General features: G+C 69.1%; 9 protein-coding genes and 1 pseudogene. 4 read left to right on the top strand and 6 right to left on the bottom strand.

Going from position 1 to position 16,089, the window contains the following annotated elements:
• Positions 1–90 precede the first annotated feature (90 nt).
• From IEZ19_RS26090 to IEZ19_RS26100, 3 genes are all read right to left on the bottom strand, one after another.
• Positions 91–576: a MarR family winged helix-turn-helix transcriptional regulator gene (locus IEZ19_RS26090; protein ID WP_189313725.1), complete on the bottom strand. Its 486-nt coding sequence runs from the start codon at positions 574–576 to the stop codon at positions 91–93.
• Between the two features lie 169 nt (positions 577–745).
• Entirely contained in the window at positions 746–3,433 is a 2,688-nt protein-coding gene (gene aceE, locus IEZ19_RS26095) for a pyruvate dehydrogenase (acetyl-transferring), homodimeric type (protein WP_189313726.1), read from the bottom strand.
• 120 nt (positions 3,434–3,553) lie between these two features.
• The gene (locus tag IEZ19_RS26100) at positions 3,554–4,294 is read right to left on the bottom strand and encodes an SDR family oxidoreductase (RefSeq protein WP_189313727.1); all 741 of its coding nucleotides are present in this window, start codon (positions 4,292–4,294) and stop codon (positions 3,554–3,556) included.
• 992 nt (positions 4,295–5,286) lie between these two features.
• Here IEZ19_RS26100 and IEZ19_RS26105 point away from each other — a divergent pair.
• Together IEZ19_RS26105 and IEZ19_RS51025 are read left to right on the top strand one after the other, a co-directional pair.
• Entirely contained in the window at positions 5,287–6,216 is a 930-nt protein-coding gene (locus tag IEZ19_RS26105; protein ID WP_189313728.1) for a UTP--glucose-1-phosphate uridylyltransferase, read from the top strand.
• A 338-nt stretch (positions 6,217–6,554) separates the two neighbouring features.
• Positions 6,555–6,804: pseudogene (locus IEZ19_RS51025) on the top strand (DUF5133 domain-containing protein); the annotation flags it as partial.
• 528 nt (positions 6,805–7,332) lie between these two features.
• Here IEZ19_RS51025 and IEZ19_RS26115 read toward each other — a convergent pair.
• Positions 7,333–10,107: a helix-turn-helix transcriptional regulator gene (locus IEZ19_RS26115; protein WP_189313729.1), complete on the bottom strand. Its 2,775-nt coding sequence runs from the start codon at positions 10,105–10,107 to the stop codon at positions 7,333–7,335.
• A gap of 697 nt (positions 10,108–10,804) precedes the next feature.
• Between IEZ19_RS26115 and IEZ19_RS26120 the strand changes: the two genes are divergently transcribed.
• Positions 10,805–11,740 carry an RNA polymerase sigma-70 factor gene (locus IEZ19_RS26120; protein WP_189313730.1) on the top strand — a complete coding sequence of 312 codons (936 nt, stop codon included), beginning with the start codon at positions 10,805–10,807 and terminating at the stop codon, positions 11,738–11,740.
• Between the two features lie 407 nt (positions 11,741–12,147).
• Positions 12,148–13,152: an aldo/keto reductase family protein gene (locus IEZ19_RS26125; protein ID WP_189313731.1), complete on the top strand. Its 1,005-nt coding sequence runs from the start codon at positions 12,148–12,150 to the stop codon at positions 13,150–13,152.
• Positions 13,153–13,436: 284 nt separating this feature from the next.
• Here the strand turns inward: IEZ19_RS26125 and IEZ19_RS26130 are convergent, their stop codons facing one another.
• Together IEZ19_RS26130 and IEZ19_RS26135 are read right to left on the bottom strand one after the other, a co-directional pair.
• The gene (locus IEZ19_RS26130) at positions 13,437–14,351 is read right to left on the bottom strand and encodes an RNA repair domain-containing protein (protein ID WP_189313822.1); all 915 of its coding nucleotides are present in this window, start codon (positions 14,349–14,351) and stop codon (positions 13,437–13,439) included.
• 432 nt (positions 14,352–14,783) lie between these two features.
• Positions 14,784–16,004 carry a MalY/PatB family protein gene (locus IEZ19_RS26135; protein ID WP_189313732.1) on the bottom strand — a complete coding sequence of 407 codons (1,221 nt, stop codon included), beginning with the start codon at positions 16,002–16,004 and terminating at the stop codon, positions 14,784–14,786.
• Between the last annotated feature and the right edge of the window lie 85 nt (positions 16,005–16,089).

Raw genomic sequence — 16,089 nt, forward strand, 5'->3', positions numbered from 1 at the left:
TGGCCAACGACATGCAACGGCCGGGTTCGACGCGAAAGCCGCATGAGGCGAAGCGCACCCACGCGGCGGGCGAACAGTGCGCGGGCGCGCTTACGCCTCGCCGCCTGCAGGGTAGGTGAACCGGGTCAGCAGATCCGTCAGCTGTTCGGGCTCGCCGGGCCCCAGTTCGGCGACCAGACGTGCCACGAGCGGCTCCGCCGCCACATGGGCTGCATCGAAGAGTTCGAGTCCCTGAGGTGTGATTTCCACTGCCCGCGCTCGCCGGTCTCCAGGCACGCTCTTGCGTACGGCCAGACCCTTGCGCTCCAGGTCGTCCACGACCCGCATGATTCCCGCCTTGTCCGACCCCGTCGCCGCCGCCAGGTCTCGCTGCACCGTGGGTCCGCGGTCGACCAGCACGATCAGCACGGCAAGATGCCGCAACTCGATGCCGAGCGGCTGAAGCGCCTTCCCCATGACCGCGGCCGCGTGCCAGTGCGCCCGGCGCAGCAGCAAGCCGAGAGCGAAGGGCGACTCATCCCCGGGGCGGTCGGTCGCACGTGGGGTCGTGGTTCTGTGAGGGGCATTGGCGGTCATGAGGCCACACTACAGCCATCCATTCGTTCGATACAGTTTCATGTGAAACCAAATGGGGCCACAGGTGAGGCTCCACCGGGCCAGGTGTCGATGCAGCGGCTGCAGACCAGGTCGACGTCGCATCGCCGACCGCGGCCGCCACGACGAAGGGGTGCCGTCGGCAAAGTGCTCACCCTTGCCGGCCGTAGCGATCGCGCGCTTCGGCAACCGTGTCCGGATCGAGCGCCCCGGTCCGCACCAACTGGTCCAGGGCGGCCACCACGACGGACTCGGCGTCGACTCCGAAGTAGCGGCGCACGGCATCGCGGGTGTCCGACAGTCCGAAGCCGTCCGTTCCCAGTGACGAGTAGTCCCGATCGACCCACTGGCTGATCTGATCGGGCACCTGTCGCATCCAGTCGCTGACCGCCAGGACGGGCCCTCGCGTACCCGACAGCGCCTCCGTCACATACGGGACGCGCTCCTCACCCCGCCGCCGCGCCCTGTCGGCGTTCAGCGCGTCGCGGCGCAGCTCCGTCCAGGACGTCACAGACCAGACGTCAGCGTGGACTTCCCACTGGGACAAGAGAAGCTCCTGGGCCTTGAGCGCCCAGTGGATGGCCGTGCCGGAGGCCAGCAGCTGGATCCGCGGTCCGGCGCCGTGGGGCTCCGCCTGCCGGAACCGGTACATGCCCCGCACGATCCCCTCCTCGACCGCTGACCCGGCGGGCATGGCAGGCTGCTGCTTGGGCTCGTTGTAGACCGTCAGATAGTAGAAGATGTCTTCGGGCTGGTCGCCGTACATCCGCCGCAGCCCTTCCTTGACGATCACCGCGATCTCGTACGCGAAGGCCGGGTCGTAGCTGACGGCGGCCGGATTCGTGGATGCCAGCAGGTGGGAGTGCCCATCGGCGTGCTGCAGTCCCTCGCCGGTCATCGTCGTACGCCCGGCCGTCGCTCCGATGACGAAGCCGCGGCCCATCTGGTCTGCCAGGGCCCAGAACTGGTCGCCGGTTCGCTGGAATCCGAACATGGCGTAGAAGATGTAGAAGGGGATCATGGGCTCGCCGTGCGTGGCGTACGACGTCGCCGCGGCGGTGAACTCGGCCATGGAACCGGCCTCGGTGATGCCTTCGTCGATGAGCTGGCCGTCCTTGGCCTCCTTGTAGCGCAGCAGCTGGTCGGCGTCGACCGGCTCGTAGTTCTGACCCGACGGCGAGTAGATCCCGGCCGTCGGGAACAGGGACTCCATGCCGAACGTCCGTGCCTCGTCGGGGATGATGGGCACCCAGCGTCGCCCCGTCTCCTCGTCGCGCATCAGGTCCTTGACCAACCGGACCAGAGCCATGGTGGTGGCCACTTCCTGTTTGCCGAAGCCCTTCCGGAGGGCTTCGAAGGGGCCGGACGGTGGCTGCTTCAGGGGCTTGGCCACCACCCTGCGCACCGGGACAGCGCCTGCCAGAGCAGAACGCCGCTCACGCAGGTACTGGACCTCTTCCGAGTTCTCACCAGGGTGCCAGAACGGCACCAGATCCCCGCTCAACGCACTGTCCGGAATGGGCAGTTCCAACGCGTCGCGCATCTGACGGAACTGGGGCATCGTCAGCTTCTTCATCTGATGGTTGGCGTTGCGCGACTCGAAGCCCGCGCCCAGCGTGTGTCCCTTCACCGTCTGGGCGAGAACGACGGTGGGTTCGCCCCGGTGCTCGACCGCGGCCCGGTAGGCGGCATAGACCTTGAGAGGTTCGTGCCCGCCCCGGGAGTTCTCGAACAGGTCGGTGAGCTGCGCGTCACTCAGTCCGGCGGCGATGCCGGAGAGCGTGTCGCCGCTGAAGAAGTGCTCGCGGATGTAGGCGGCGTCCCGCGCGGCGTAGGTCTGGAGCTGGGCATCGGGTATCTCGCCCAGGCGGCGTACGAGGGAGCCGTCGGTGTCCCGCTGGAGCAAGGGGTCCCAGGCCTCGCCCCACAGGGTCTTGACCACGTGCCAGCCCGCACCGCGGAACCGGGCCTCGAGCTCCTGCACGATCTTGGAATTCGACCGTACAGGGCCGTCCAGCCGCTGAAGATTGCAGTTGATGACGAAGGTGAGGTTGTCGAGACCCTCGCGGGCGGCGAGCGCCAGTGCGGCCGTCGACTCGGGTTCGTCGACCTCCCCGTCTCCCAGGAAGGCCCAGACCCGCGACCCGGAAGTGTTCTTGATTCCCCTGTTGTGCAGATAGCGGTTGAACCTGGCCTGGTATATGGCGGAGAGGGGACCGATCCCCATGGAGACGGTCGGAAACTCCCACAGCCACGGCAGGCGCCTCGGGTGTGGGTACGACGGCAGCCCGTGACCGTCCGCCTCCCGGCGGAAACTGTCCAACTGCTCCTCGCTCAGCCGCCCCTCCAGGAACACCCGCGCATAGATGCCGGGCGAGGCATGCCCCTGGAAGTACAACTGGTCCCCGGAGCCGTCCCCGTCCTTGCCCTGGAAGAAGTGATTGAACCCGATCTCATAGAGCCAGGCCGCGGACGCGTAGGTCGCGATGTGGCCGCCGAGACCCAGACGGGAACCGCGGGTGACCATCGCGGCCGCATTCCACCGGTTCAGCGCGGTGATGCGCGACTCCATGGCGAGATCGCCCGGAAAGGGCGGCTGGGACGACGCCGGGATCGTGTTGATGTAGTCCGAGGCCAGCAGCCCCGGGAGGGCCACTCCGGACCTGGCCGCGTACTCGTGCACGCGCCGCAGCAGGTACACGGCGCGCTCGGGCCCGGCATGCCTGATGACAGCGTCGAGGGAGGCCTGCCATTCCCTCGTCTCCTCGGCGTCACGGTCGGGTACCTGGTCGAGCTCACTCGTCACGGAGGACTCTGCGGGTCGGATCTGATCACTCATCGAGGCTTTCCTGTCAAGGCGAGGGGAGGTGAAGGCGGAGGGCGGCTGCGGCCACGAGTGCGCCGTGGCGGCCGTCCGTAAGAGATGTGCGTGGGGAGGCCGCCGCCGCGCCCGCGCGCGTCAGCGCTGCGCGAGCCACATGCTGAAGGTCGTGTGTCCGATGTGGGCGCCCGGTTCGGGCAGAAGCGCGCCTTTGCCCACTTGGGCGGCGAAGAGTCCGGCGCGCACATCGGTGACCACACTTCTGGCGTCACCATTGGCGGCGAGGAGCTTCGCCATGAGGTCGTCGAGGCGGTACTCCTCGGGGCCGGCCACCTCGAGCGTGCCGAGCAGCGGCACTCCCACGGCGACATGCGCGACCGCGGCAGCGACGTCGTCCGTCGCCAGAGGACGGACCAGCGCGGGCGCCACGTGGACCCCGTCCGGACGGGTGTCAGCGACAGCGATGGCCTGGAGGGCCTCGAAGGACAGCGCGGCACGCACGATCGAATGGGGGATCGGAGACTTTCCCACCTGATACTCCTGGAGCTCCTTCGCGAGGAAGTAACCCGACCGCAGCCGCTGGGCCCCCACCACCGACAGGGCCACGTGATGCTCGACACCGGCGGAGGCCGCCGCGGCCAGGAGGTTGGCCGTCGCGGTGCGGAAGAAATGCAGACCGGCTTCCTCGGTGCGCGCGGGCGCATCGGTGACATCCACCACCACCTCGGCCCCGCGCAACGCCTCGTCGAGACCGCTCCCTGTGATCACGTCGACGCCGTGGTGGCGTGAGACGGGCACGACCTCTACGCCATGGTCACGGAGCCTGGCAACCGTTCTGGAACCGATCAACCCGGTGGCCCCTGCGACAACGACTCTCATCCGAATCCCTCCCATCGAGGGGTCATCGACCCCGTGTACGTCTGCGTGACGGCGAAGTCAGCCACGTGCACTACATCGACAGGACTCGCACCACTGTTGTGACATCGATCGGAGCAGTGCCGAAGCAGCGACCTCTGTCACACATGCCGCCTGCCCTCGGTCTTCCTGAGGGACAGCCGTGCGAGCAGCCGGAAACGAACGAACGCTGTTCCCGTCGGGGCAACGACCAACGGAGGTGCACACGGTGTCAACCAAGGACTCAGTGGGCGCGAGCGACGACAAGGCGCGTTCCGGGACGTGGTCGACCGCGGCGACGATGCTGCAGGACGCCAAGCCGCCCCGTATCCCCGAGGGCTTACCGCCGACGAGGTCGGCGCAGCCCGAAGCAGACGCGCTCCGTGGGAGGGCGGAAGAAGCATGAGCGCCATGTCCGCCACGGCATGGAGCCGGGTCGCGTGGATGCCTGCGAGCGGTCTTCTTCGCGGCCGTGGCGCTGTGATTCCCCTTGTCGGTGATCAGCCGGCGTGACGGGCCGTGACGTGCCGCGGCAGCACGGAGTCCGGTGACCGCCGCGGGCATCGCCACGATGGCTCGGACGGGCCGCCCGACGGCGAGTCGGGACGTGAGAGCCTGGCCGCGGTCCACGCCGGTCACTCCTTGGGGCAACCGACCACCCCCGACGCAGGTACCGGCGTACGGGTGCGGTATCTCCTTGTGTGCTCTGCGGTTGCTCACGCGCGGTGTCCAGGGTCGTGTGGTTCCTGGGGGTCCGAACGCGTCGGACGCGAACACCTGGTACGGGTAGCCCCAAGGACCGGAAGCCGGACAGCCGGGGCCGAAAGGGCGCTCGGCCGCCCACCGGACGAGGGCCGTTGCGGTGCCGTCCCGGGTTCCGCGGCGGCCGAGGGCGGCGCCGGCCGCAGGCACGGACCTGGGCGTCAACAAGTGCCGTGCCGGCCGGTACGGTGCCGACCGACCGAGAGAGAGATGTGATGTCCCCGACGATTCGCAGGGCTGTGATCCCCGCCGCTGGACTCGGATCCCGTCTGCTGCCCCTGACGAAGGCGACACCGAAGGAGATGCTTCCGGTCGGCGACAAGCCGGTCATCGAGCACACTGTGCGCGAGCTGGTGGACTCCGGCATCACCGACATCACCATCGTGGTCTCCGGCGGCAAGAGTCTCATCCAGGACCACTTCCGCCCCAACCCCGCCCTCGTCCAACAACTCCGCGCAGACGGCAAGACGGCCTACGCGGACGCGGTGGAGGAGGTCGCGGAACTGGCCAGCCAGGGCCACATCACCTACCTCGACCAGCACGGCCCGTACGGCAACGGCACCCCCGTGTTGAACGCTGCCCGTGCCTTCGGCGACGAGCCCGTGCTGGTGCTGTGGCCCGATGACGTCTTCGTGGCCGAGGTCCCCCGCGCTCAGCAGCTGATCCGCGCGTACGAGCAGACGGGCTGCCCGGTGCTGGCCCTCCTGCCGATGGACCCCTCCGACTCCCAACGCTATGGCGTACCCATCGTGAAGGAAGACCTCGGGGACGGCCAACTGCGCATCACCGGCCTCGTCGAAAAGCCCGAGCCCGCTGTCGCCCCGTCGTCGTACGCGGCCATCGGCGGCTACGTCGTCACCCCCGGCATCATCGACGAACTGCGCGAACAGACCCGCCGCTGGTACGAGCACAGGACCGGCGAGATCTACCTGACCGACGCCATCAACGCCTATGCCTCCACGCGCGCGGTGTACGGACAGGTCATCAAGGGCCGCTGGTACGACACCGGCAACCCGGCCGACTACCTTGTCGCCCAGATGGCGTTCGCCCTCGCCCACCCCGAGTACGGACCCCTCCTGCGGGGCCTGCTCACCGGTCTCGACGACGACCGTGCGGCCGCCCTCCAGGCGGTAACGAGCACCTGACCCGCCGCTGTCCGCCTCGGCCGCCCGCGCCCGGCGAGCGGCCGAGACGGACGACCACCTCGTGGTACCGCGGCGCTGCTGGTCTGGAACAGCGGGCGCCGTCACAGAAGTTGGGCGCTTCCGGTCTTTCACTTCGAGGCAGTGGTGTGAGCCTCGAATGCACGGACGCTGCAGCCGCCGAGCGTGAGATGTCGGCATAACAGCCCACCATCCGGCGGCAAACGGGCAGCCACCTATGCAGGCAACAACCACGGAGGTACAAGGTGTCAGGCACCGACGCGGCGCGCCCGACTTCCGCCCGTGACCGGGCACTCGACTCGAAGATCGTCAGAAAGGGCCTGTCTGCGCCGCTCGTTCCGGATCCGAAGGTCGTCAGAGAGCTGCTGACCCGGTACGCGTCCCTGCAGATCGCGCTCGCCGAAAGGCGGGAAGCTGGAAAGGGCACGTGAGCTCGAGGACGTCAGCTACACACTGTGCGTCATGATGGGAACCAGGTGTGTGTACGACGCCATAGCGGCCGCCGACGCGCTGCTCGTGGCCGGGACCAGGCGGGAAAGCGCCCGGGAGCCGGACGGCAAGAACGGTCTGCGGTGGCGGGCGCCTCTGTCCGAGGAGGCGGGAACACAACGTCCGGCCTTCCCTGGACAAGGGAGCAGCGGAACTTCGACGCGCTCCGCATGACGGATTGGGGCTGCAGCCACGGATCGCCACGCGGCCGGCGGCCGCTCATGGGGCTCCGACTCGACAGGGTCCCCTGGGGCGGAGCGCCTTCTGGGGATGCGGCTCCCACCCGCCGTGTCCGCGCGGACCAGGGCGTCCCGGCAACCGGCGGGGACAACGGAGGGGGCCGCAACGGCGGGCCCATGACTCGCCGGCCTGGGCGTGGTCATCGAGCCGGCCAGGACGGTCACCGTGATGTCGACGACGAACGCCGGCAGGCCGGTGGGGGATACGCTGCGGACGAGGAGCAGGATCGAGTTGTTGAAGGTGATTCCCGCGCTCCGGTCATCTGTGACCGGACAGCCGCCGCGCGCGTGGCACCGGCCGGAAGACGGGGCCGGCCGAGGTGGAGCGCCCGAGGCGGGTGCCCGCCTTCCGACGGCAGCCCGCCGAGCCTCAGGCCGTGACCACCGTGCCTTCGAGCAATGTGCTGCTGAGCTGCTTGCGGGACGCGACACCGAGCTTGGCGAAAACCTTGCGGAGGTGCCATTCCACGGTGTGCGGGCTGATGAAGAGCTGGGCCCCGATCTGGGGGTTCGTCATCCCGCCACCGGCCAGGCGCGCGATCTGCGCCTCCTGGGCGGTCAGAGCGGTACGCATCTCGAGGGTGCGTTTGCGCACCGTCGCGCCGGTGGCGCGCAGCTCGTGCCAGGCGCGTTCCGTGAACCCCTCGATCCCGATCCGGCTGAGGACCTTGTACGCGATACGCAGTTGCTCGCGCGCGTCGACGCGGCGGTTCTCCCGGCGCAGCCATTCGCCGTAGAGCAGACGAGAACGGGCGTACGTGAGCTGGATCTTGGTACGGCCGAGTCGCTCGATCGCCTCCTGGTAGAGGGCCTCGGCAGCAGGCCCCTCGCTCACCTGGGCACGCACCATGGCCGAGGTGCCGAGGGCCCAGTCGGTGCCACTGGCCTGTGCCATCCCGTCGAGTTGCCGGGCGGCTGCGGCGGCGCGGGCCGGCCGTCCGCTCCGAGCGGCCGCCTCGACGAGCTCGACCATCGATCTGATCGCCAGTCCGAGCTCCTGCAGGTTCTCGGCGCCGCGCTGGGCCGCGGCGTACGCCTCCTCGTAGCGACCGAGTCCGTTGTAGAGCACCGCCTTCGCCCACTGGCTCGAGCTGAGCACCTTGTCCTGCCGCCCCTGGTGGAGATCCGCGTCCCGGGTCATCGCGTCGATCGCCTGGAGCGTCGCGTCCTCCTGGCCTTTCCACGGTTCGGTCACCATCGACACGTAATGCGCGAGGTAGCGACTGCTGGTGGCCTCACCGATGGTCTGTGCCTCCGCGATCAGGGCGTCCGCGTGGTCGAGCTCACCGGCCAGCACCCGGTTCGATACGAGCTGCAGGAGAGCCGACGGCAGCACCGACAGCGCTCCCGTCTCGCGGGCCAGGTCGACCAGCCTCGTCGAGAGCACCGTACTGCTGTGGAAATCCCAGACGTTGAAGGCCATGCGGGCGGCGAGCGGCAACCAGCCGAGGCCTTCCTCCCTGGAGACCTCTTCGGTACAGAAGGCCTCCAGGGCCTGCAGCACCATGGGCGTGCCCGCCGCGAAACCGTCGACGGTCATCACGGCCAGGCCCCGCAGGAGCAGATCGTTGCGCTCCGGTGGCGGCCCCGGCGGTGCGGCGAGCGTCGCCCTGGCGATGTCCTGCAGTTGAACGCCGCTCGGCAGACGGTCGACGATGAGAGCGGCGTTGAGCGCGTCGCGGTAGGTCTCCTGGGCCAGTCCCGCGTCCAGCGGCTCCAGGCGCTTGGCTGCTTCGAGGAGCAGCGGCAGGGCGCTGCCGGCGCTCTTGGAGGCGAACGTGATCCGACCGCGCAGCAGGTCGGCCTGGGCGAGCTGGTGCTCGTCCATGGGGCTGAGGCCGGCGGCGTCCAGGAGTTCGCGCGCCGTGTCGTACCCGCCGGCCTGGTACTTGGACCGGGCTGCCGCCAGCGCCCTGGCGCCGCGCACAGCCGGGTCGGGGGTCAGCTCGGCGGCCCGCTCCAGGAACGCCGCTGCCGCCGCGACCCCGCCGCGCGCCTGCGCCCGGCCTGCGCAGCGCTCCAGCTCCGCGGCCACCGTCTCGTCGGCATCGGCCGTGGCGTTGGCCAGATGCCATGCCCGGCGGTCGGGGTCGGTGTCCGGGTCGGTCGCGTCGGCCAGTGCCCGGTGCACTTGCTGACGGGCCTCGGTGGCCGCCACCCGGTAGGCCGCCGAGCGCACCACGGGATGCCGGAACCGCACCCGGGTCGCGATGGTGATCAGCCCGGCCGCTTCGGCCGGGGAGGCGGCGGACGCTTCGATTCCCAGCAGCTCCGCCGCCCTGGCCAGCAGGCTCACGTCACCCACCGGCTCGGCCGCCGCGATGAGCAGCAGTTGCTGCGTCTCGGACGGCAGCGCCTGGACGCGCCGCAGAAAGCTCTGCTCGATCTGGCTGGCCAGCGGGCTCGCATCGAGGCGTCCGAACCCGCCCGCCAACTCCGCGGGTGTCAGTCCGCGGGGCAGCTCGAGCAGGGCCAATGGGTTTCCCTGGGTCTCGGCGACGATGCGGTTGCGGACCCGCTCGTCGAGCCGGCCGGGGATCACGGAGGCCAGCAGTGCGCGGGCGTCGCTGTCGCTCAACCGCCCCACCGTGAGCTGCGGCAGCCCCGCCAGCTCGCATTCGAGTGAGGGCTCGCGCACGGCGAGCACCAGTCCGACCCGCTCGGCCAGCAGGCGCCGCGCGACGAAGGCGAGGGTCTGCGCGGAGACTTTGTCCAGCCACTGGGCGTCATCCACGACGCAGATCAGCGGCTCCTTCTCGGCCACTTCGGCGAGCAGGCTGAGCACTGCGAGCCCGACGAGGAAGCGGTCCGGTGGACTCCCCGTGCTCAGGCCGAATGCCGTCCCGAGCGCATCCCGTTGCGGCGCGGGCAGGCGACCGAGATGGTCCAGGAACGGGGCGCACAGCTGGTGCAGGCCGCCGAAGGCCAGCTCCATCTCGGACTCGACGCCCACCGCCCTGGCTATTCGGCAGCCGTCCGCGCTGCCGCGCACATAGTCCAGCAGCGCGGTCTTGCCGATGCCCACCTCGCCGCGCAGGACGAGCACCGAGCTGTGGCCGGATTGTACCCTCGCCACAAGCTGGTCCAGCGTCTCGCACTCGACCTGCCGCCCGCGGAGTGGCACCCTGGCACTTCTGCTTGCCATTGGCGCCGCCCCCCGCCGACTGTTCGTCCGTTGCCCGTCGACCACCGAATGACAGGGGCTACCGGCGCTGTATCTCAGACCGACGCGCAGCCTACCTTTCTGACGTCAAACCCGCCAATTTGCCACTGGCGTAGACCATCTGCCTCGGGTCAGGCTGCGCGGTGTGTGGCGGCTCGCGCTGAGCCGTGGCACCCACGGCCCCACGGGGTTACCACCCCGGGGCCACGGAGTGGGCCAGGCACTGCCCAGGGCGCCATGGAAGGGTCCGGCAAGCGACCGTGATCACAGCCGCATCAACGGATGCCGCGTGTGAACGGAGCCGAGAGCGCGACCATGAAGCTGTTGGAGTCGTACACAGACCACCCGAATCAGACCGACTCCGTCGTCATCAGCCCGCCCGCATTCCTCGCGTTGACCACCAGGCTCGCCATCGATGTCGCCCAGTCCTCCCGCAGACGCCGCGAGACACCCGCCGGCTGCCCGAGACTGCAGACCGCTTCGTCAACCCCGAAGCGATCGGAGCAGCCGTGGCTCTGAGCGGTACCCGTGCCGGCCGGGCAGTGCCTCGTGCCTGCCGGGACTGTGGTCTTCAGGAGAGTGTGTCGGCGCCGCGCGCCAGTGTCGTCCGCAACCACGCGGTAGCCGCGTGGTGCCGCTACTAGGCAGTCGCAGCCGGAGGAACGGAGACCGCAGGATCATGCATCTCGAACCGTCACCGACGACAGATGACCTCGAAGGGGCCGTCTCCGTCTTTGTGCAGCACCGGGCACGGCTCTTCGGAATCGCCTACCGCGTGCTGGGCAGCGTGGTCGAGGCTGAGGATGTTGTGCAGGAGGTGTGGCTGCGTTGGCAGAGGACCGACCGCTCTGTGGTGGTCAGCCCGTTGGCTTTTCTCTCGAGTGCCACGACTCGCTTGGCCATCAACGTTGCGCAGTCGGCGCGCGTGCGTCGGGAGACCTATATCGGTCCGTGGTTGCCTGAGCCCGTCGACACGAGTTCGGATCCGGAGGTGGGCGCGCAACGAGCGGAGGCTTTGGAAATGGCTCTGCTGTTGGTGTTGGAGAAGCTGAGCCCGACCGAGCGTGCCGCCTATGTGCTGCGTGAGGCGTTCGACTACGGCTATCCCGAGATCGCCGAGATGCTTCAGCTCAGTCCGGTCAACGTGCGGAAGATAGTGAGTCGTGCGCGTAAGCATCTGTTGGACGAGCAGCGGGAGAGCGTGGACACGGCGGAGCACCGGCGTCTTCTGAGTGCTTTCGTCTCGGCGGCCCGAACGGGGGATGTGGCGTCGTTGGAGGCCGTTCTCGCGCCTGATGCCGTCAGTCTGTCCGATGGCAACGGCATCCGGGGCGTCGCTCGTATACCGGTGGTGGGCCCTGCGCGGGTGGCCAACCTGGCGACGGCTTATCCGCGGTTCTGGCGCAGTGTGGATCTTCGGTTGGTGGACGCCAATGGTCGTACGGGCGTGATGATCCACCGGGACGGCGAGCCCTCCACGTTGCTGACGGTCGCTGCCTCGAAGGCGGGCATCCACCGGGTGATGTGGTTGTTCAACCCGAGCAAGATCGCCGCGTTTCTCGGCTCGCCTTCCCGTTACGCGGAAGTCCCCCGCCTTGCGACGGACGGTGCGTGACTGCGGCACGTGATGAGAAGGTCATCGTGTGACCGGCGCAGGCACCCGGCAGCGTCTGCTCCGGGTCACGGGCAGGCCGGTGAGCCCGCACATGGTCCTCGAGCAGGATGATGGTCCCTGCTCGGTGAGATGGCCTCCAGGGCTGACAGAGGGTGTTTTGGCCCACTTCCGGCCAAGGCACCCTCGTCGCCGAGTCACGAGGCCGGCCGGCGGCGTCTGGGTAACCCTGTCCGGAGTACGTTCAGCAGCAGTAGTCAAGTGCTGTTGCCGGTGGGTACGAAATGATCTGATGAAAGCTCTGCCCAGCGACCGACAACCGCGCGGGTGCCGAGCCGGCGGCAGACCATGGTGCGCTTGCACCGGGCCGTGCCGACTGTCTCGCACACGCAAGCAAAGGACTGCTCCCCATGGAATACCGTCACCTCGGCCGCAGCGGCCTGATCATCAGCGAAATCGCCTACGGCAACTGGCTCACCCACGGTTCGCAGGTGGAGGCGGAGGCGGCCACCGCGTGCGTGCGCGCCGCGCTGGACACCGGCATCACCACCTTCGACACCGCCGATGCCTACGCCGGGACGCGAGCCGAAACGGTCCTGGGCGACGCGCTGAAGGGCGAGCGGCGCGAGGGACTTGAGATCTTCACCAAGGTCTACTGGCCCACCGGGCCCGGCCGCAACGACCGGGGGCTGTCACGCAAGCACATCATGGAGTCGATCGAGGGGTCGCTGCGCCGCCTGCAGACCGACTACGTCGACCTGTACCAGGCCCACCGGTACGACGTCGCCACGCCGTTGGAGGAGACGATGGAGGCGTTCGCCGACATCGTCCACTCCGGCAAGGCCCACTACATCGGTGTCTCGGAGTGGCCCGCGGAGCAGATCCGGCGTGCCCACGCACTGGCGCGAGAGCTGCGCATCCCTCTGGTGTCCAACCAGCCGCAGTACAACGCCCTGTGGCGGGTCATCGAGGGGGAGGTCGTGCCGGCCTGTGAGGAGTTGGGGATCGGCCAGGTGGTGTTCTCGCCGATCGCGCAGGGTGTGCTGACGGGCAAGTACGCACCCGGCGGGCAGCTCCCGCAGGGTTCCCGGGCCACCGATGACAAGGGCGGCGCCGGCATGATCGCCCGGTGGCTGCGCGAGGAGGTGCTGGAGGCCGTTCAGCGGCTCAAGCCGCTCGCAGACGACGCCGGGCTCTCCCTCGCGCAACTGGCCGTGGCGTGGGTGCTGCAGAACCCCAACGTCTCGGCCGCCATCATCGGCGCGTCGCGGCCGGAGCAGGTAGCGGAGAACGCCAAGGCGGCCGGTGTCGTGCTGGACGACGATCTGATGGCGCGTATCGAGGAGGTACTGGAGCCGGTTGCGGTCACCGACCCCAAGCGGGTCCACGACAATGTGCCGGAGCGCCGCCCCTGAGTCACCGGCGCCCTTGATGTGACCGGCAGCCGCGACCGTTCACGCGACCGTTCAGGCGGCCGGGCGGATCTCCGTGAAGCGCGGAGGAGATCGCGGCGTGCGTGCTGTTCTTGGCGCATGAATCGGCTTCCTCCGTCACCGGCACGGTCCTGGTGGCGGACGGAGGTCACCATCTCCCGGAGACCTGGCCCGCTCCGTGCAGCCACGGGTCCGGCATCCTCATGTCGACCCTGCCCTTGCTGAAAACCCTGATCCAGGCGGCGCGGCCCCACCTGGCAATGGCCTCACCTGTCGGTGATCTCGGAGAGCCAGGCCGTGTCCTCAGGGCCCGGCGCCTCGGGGCCGGGTGCGGGCAGCCAGCGGACCTCGCCCGTGCGCAGGGCGACCGTGGCCCGTGGCCGCATCGGCCCGTCGCCCCTGCGGGAGAGCAGGACGAGTTCCCAGACTGTTGCCGTCATGGCGTCGAGCCGGGTGGCGCAGTCGGCGGTGACTTGCCGCGGATCCCGGGTCCGGCCCAGGGACAGATGTGGGGTGAAGTTCTTGGCGGGCCCGCGACAGCGCGGGAACCGCTGGTGGAGTTCGCAGTGCAGATCCGCCCACGGCGCCTCGCCCGCCGCCGTCGGGTCGAGCCACACGGTGAAGTACGCCCTGTGCCGGAAGGTGCGCACTCCGTCCAGCCGGGCGGTGAAGACCGGCGTCTCGGCCGTCGCCGTGGCGAGCAGCGGGGCCGCGCGCTCGAAGTCGGACTCCGGCACGAAGCCGAAGATCACATTGACGTGCGGCGGCCAGCGGTGGATCTGCGGATCGTAATCCCGGCGGATGTCCTGGATCGGTGGCCACAGCTCCGCGGGCGGAATCCAGGCCACCGCCGTGCGGGCTGTCGGGGACATGTCGAGGACGTCGGCGGGCTCGCCCCTGCCGGAGCTCGTGTCGAAGCTCAGGTCCGCTTGCGGCTCCCGCACCCGGCCGGCGCCCGACGCGTCGATGCGGTCCACACCCGTGGCCCGGTCCCAGACCACCTCGCCGTCCGCCTCGATGAACACCACCCGGTGCCACGGGATGTCGCCCCCGGGCACGAAGGAAGGCAGCGGGATACGTTCGAGGGCACCCCCGCGCTGGCTGATTCCCAGGACGAACCGGGCCGGGTCGAACCTCGGGTCCCAGCGGACCCGGTTGTAGATCTCGTCGCTGGTGCGCATCACGCCTTCTCTCCCGCCTTCACACCTTCTTCCTCCAGGGTGCCGCTGTCCTCGACGGTTGTTCCGCTCGCGCCGCGACGCATCAAGGTGCGGGGCTGCCCCCTGGACGGGAGTGGAGCGCAGAGCGGGCATTCCTTGTTCCGGGTGACGGTGGGAGCGCCGGCGCGTTCGTCGGCTGGGCCGAGACACCGACAGCCGAGCGAGCGCGCCGGCCCTTGTCGCCGGGAGCGACCGCGCGCAGAGGCGTCCGGCCGCCGTGCCCAGGTCTCTGCCGAGCAGCCCGGTGGCCGCGAGTTCACCGTCGCGCGGGGGCAGTTGACCGTAGGCGAAGAGCAGGTCCCCCGCTGTGTCCACGGCAGGTAGCTGGCCACGGACTTGGCCGGCCGGGGGGTACCACGACCGTGGCGGCCAGGCGCGCTTCGACGGATGACGTCATGGTGTGCTGTCCCTCCGGTCGGAGTCGGCGACGGCCGTGGTGAGGCGGCGGATGGCTTCGTCGACGGTGGCGCGCGGGCAGCCGAGGTTCACACGCATGTAGCCGTGGCCCTCGCGGCCGAACTTCTGTCCCTTGTCGAGCCACAGGCGGGCGGTGAGGAGCATGAAGCGGTCGAGGGACTCCGCGTCCATGCCCAGGCCCCGGCAGTCCATCCACGCCAGGTAGAGGGAGTCGGCGGGCAGCACCCGCACCTTGGCGGTGGCCGCGTGCACGGACTCGGCGAAATGCGCGTGATTGGCGCGCAGATAGGTGAGCAGCTCCTCCAGCCAGGGCTCACCGTGCGCGTAGGCGGCCTCGGCGGCCACCATGCCCAGCACGTTCACCAGCGGGAAGAGATTGCGCTCGTACTGGCGGGCGAACTCCTCGCGCAGCCTGCGGTCGGGAACGAAGACGTTCGCGCACTGCAGGCCGGGCAGGTTGAACGTCTTGCTGGGAGCCGTGCACGTGATGCTGTTGCGTGCGAATTCCGCGCCGAGAGAAGCAAAGGGAATGTGCCTCTTGGCCGGATTGATGATCAGGTCCTGATGGACCTCGTCGGAGATGACGAGCACTCCGTGCCGCCCGCAGATCTCGCCCATGGTCCGCAACTCGTCCTCGGACCAGACCTTTCCGGTCGGATTGTGCGGGTGGCTGAGGATGAAGATCTTGGTGTCGGGGCGGATGGCGGCCTCGAATGTGCGGGCATCGAAGGCGTAGCCGTCGTTCGCCCGCTCGAGGGGTGCGCGCGCGAGGTGGCGGCCGTTGAGCAGCACGTCGTCGTGGAAGTGGGCGTACACCGGTGGCTGGATGAGGACGGAGTCACCGGGGGCGGAGAATGCTTGAACCGCTGTCTTCAGGCTGGTGATGATGCCTGCGGTCTGCACCACCCAGTCCCGGTCGACGCCCCATCCGAAGCGCTTCGCCTGCCAGCCCGTCACCGCGTCCAGATAGCTGTTCGTGGCGCCGGCCGGGTAACCGAAGACACCGTGGTCCACCGCTTCGTGGAGTGCGTCGAGAACGACGTGGGGTGCTTTGAAATCGGTGTCGGCCACCCACATGGGCAGGGGGTCCGCCGCCGCTTCCTCGGGGGTAAGGAATGCTCCGGCGGCGGCCCATTTCATGGAGTTGGATTTCTTGCGGTCGATGATTTCGTCGAAGATCGAGAATTCCTCGTTCATGGTTCATCCCCGGGTCGGGTGATCGTTGTGTGAGGTTTCAGCCGCGCCATGAAAGTAGCAACACATTGCCGTAAAATGTTCGCCA

Source organism: Streptomyces brasiliensis (genome assembly GCF_014647875.1).
Classification (GTDB): domain Bacteria; phylum Actinomycetota; class Actinomycetes; order Streptomycetales; family Streptomycetaceae; genus Streptomyces; species Streptomyces brasiliensis.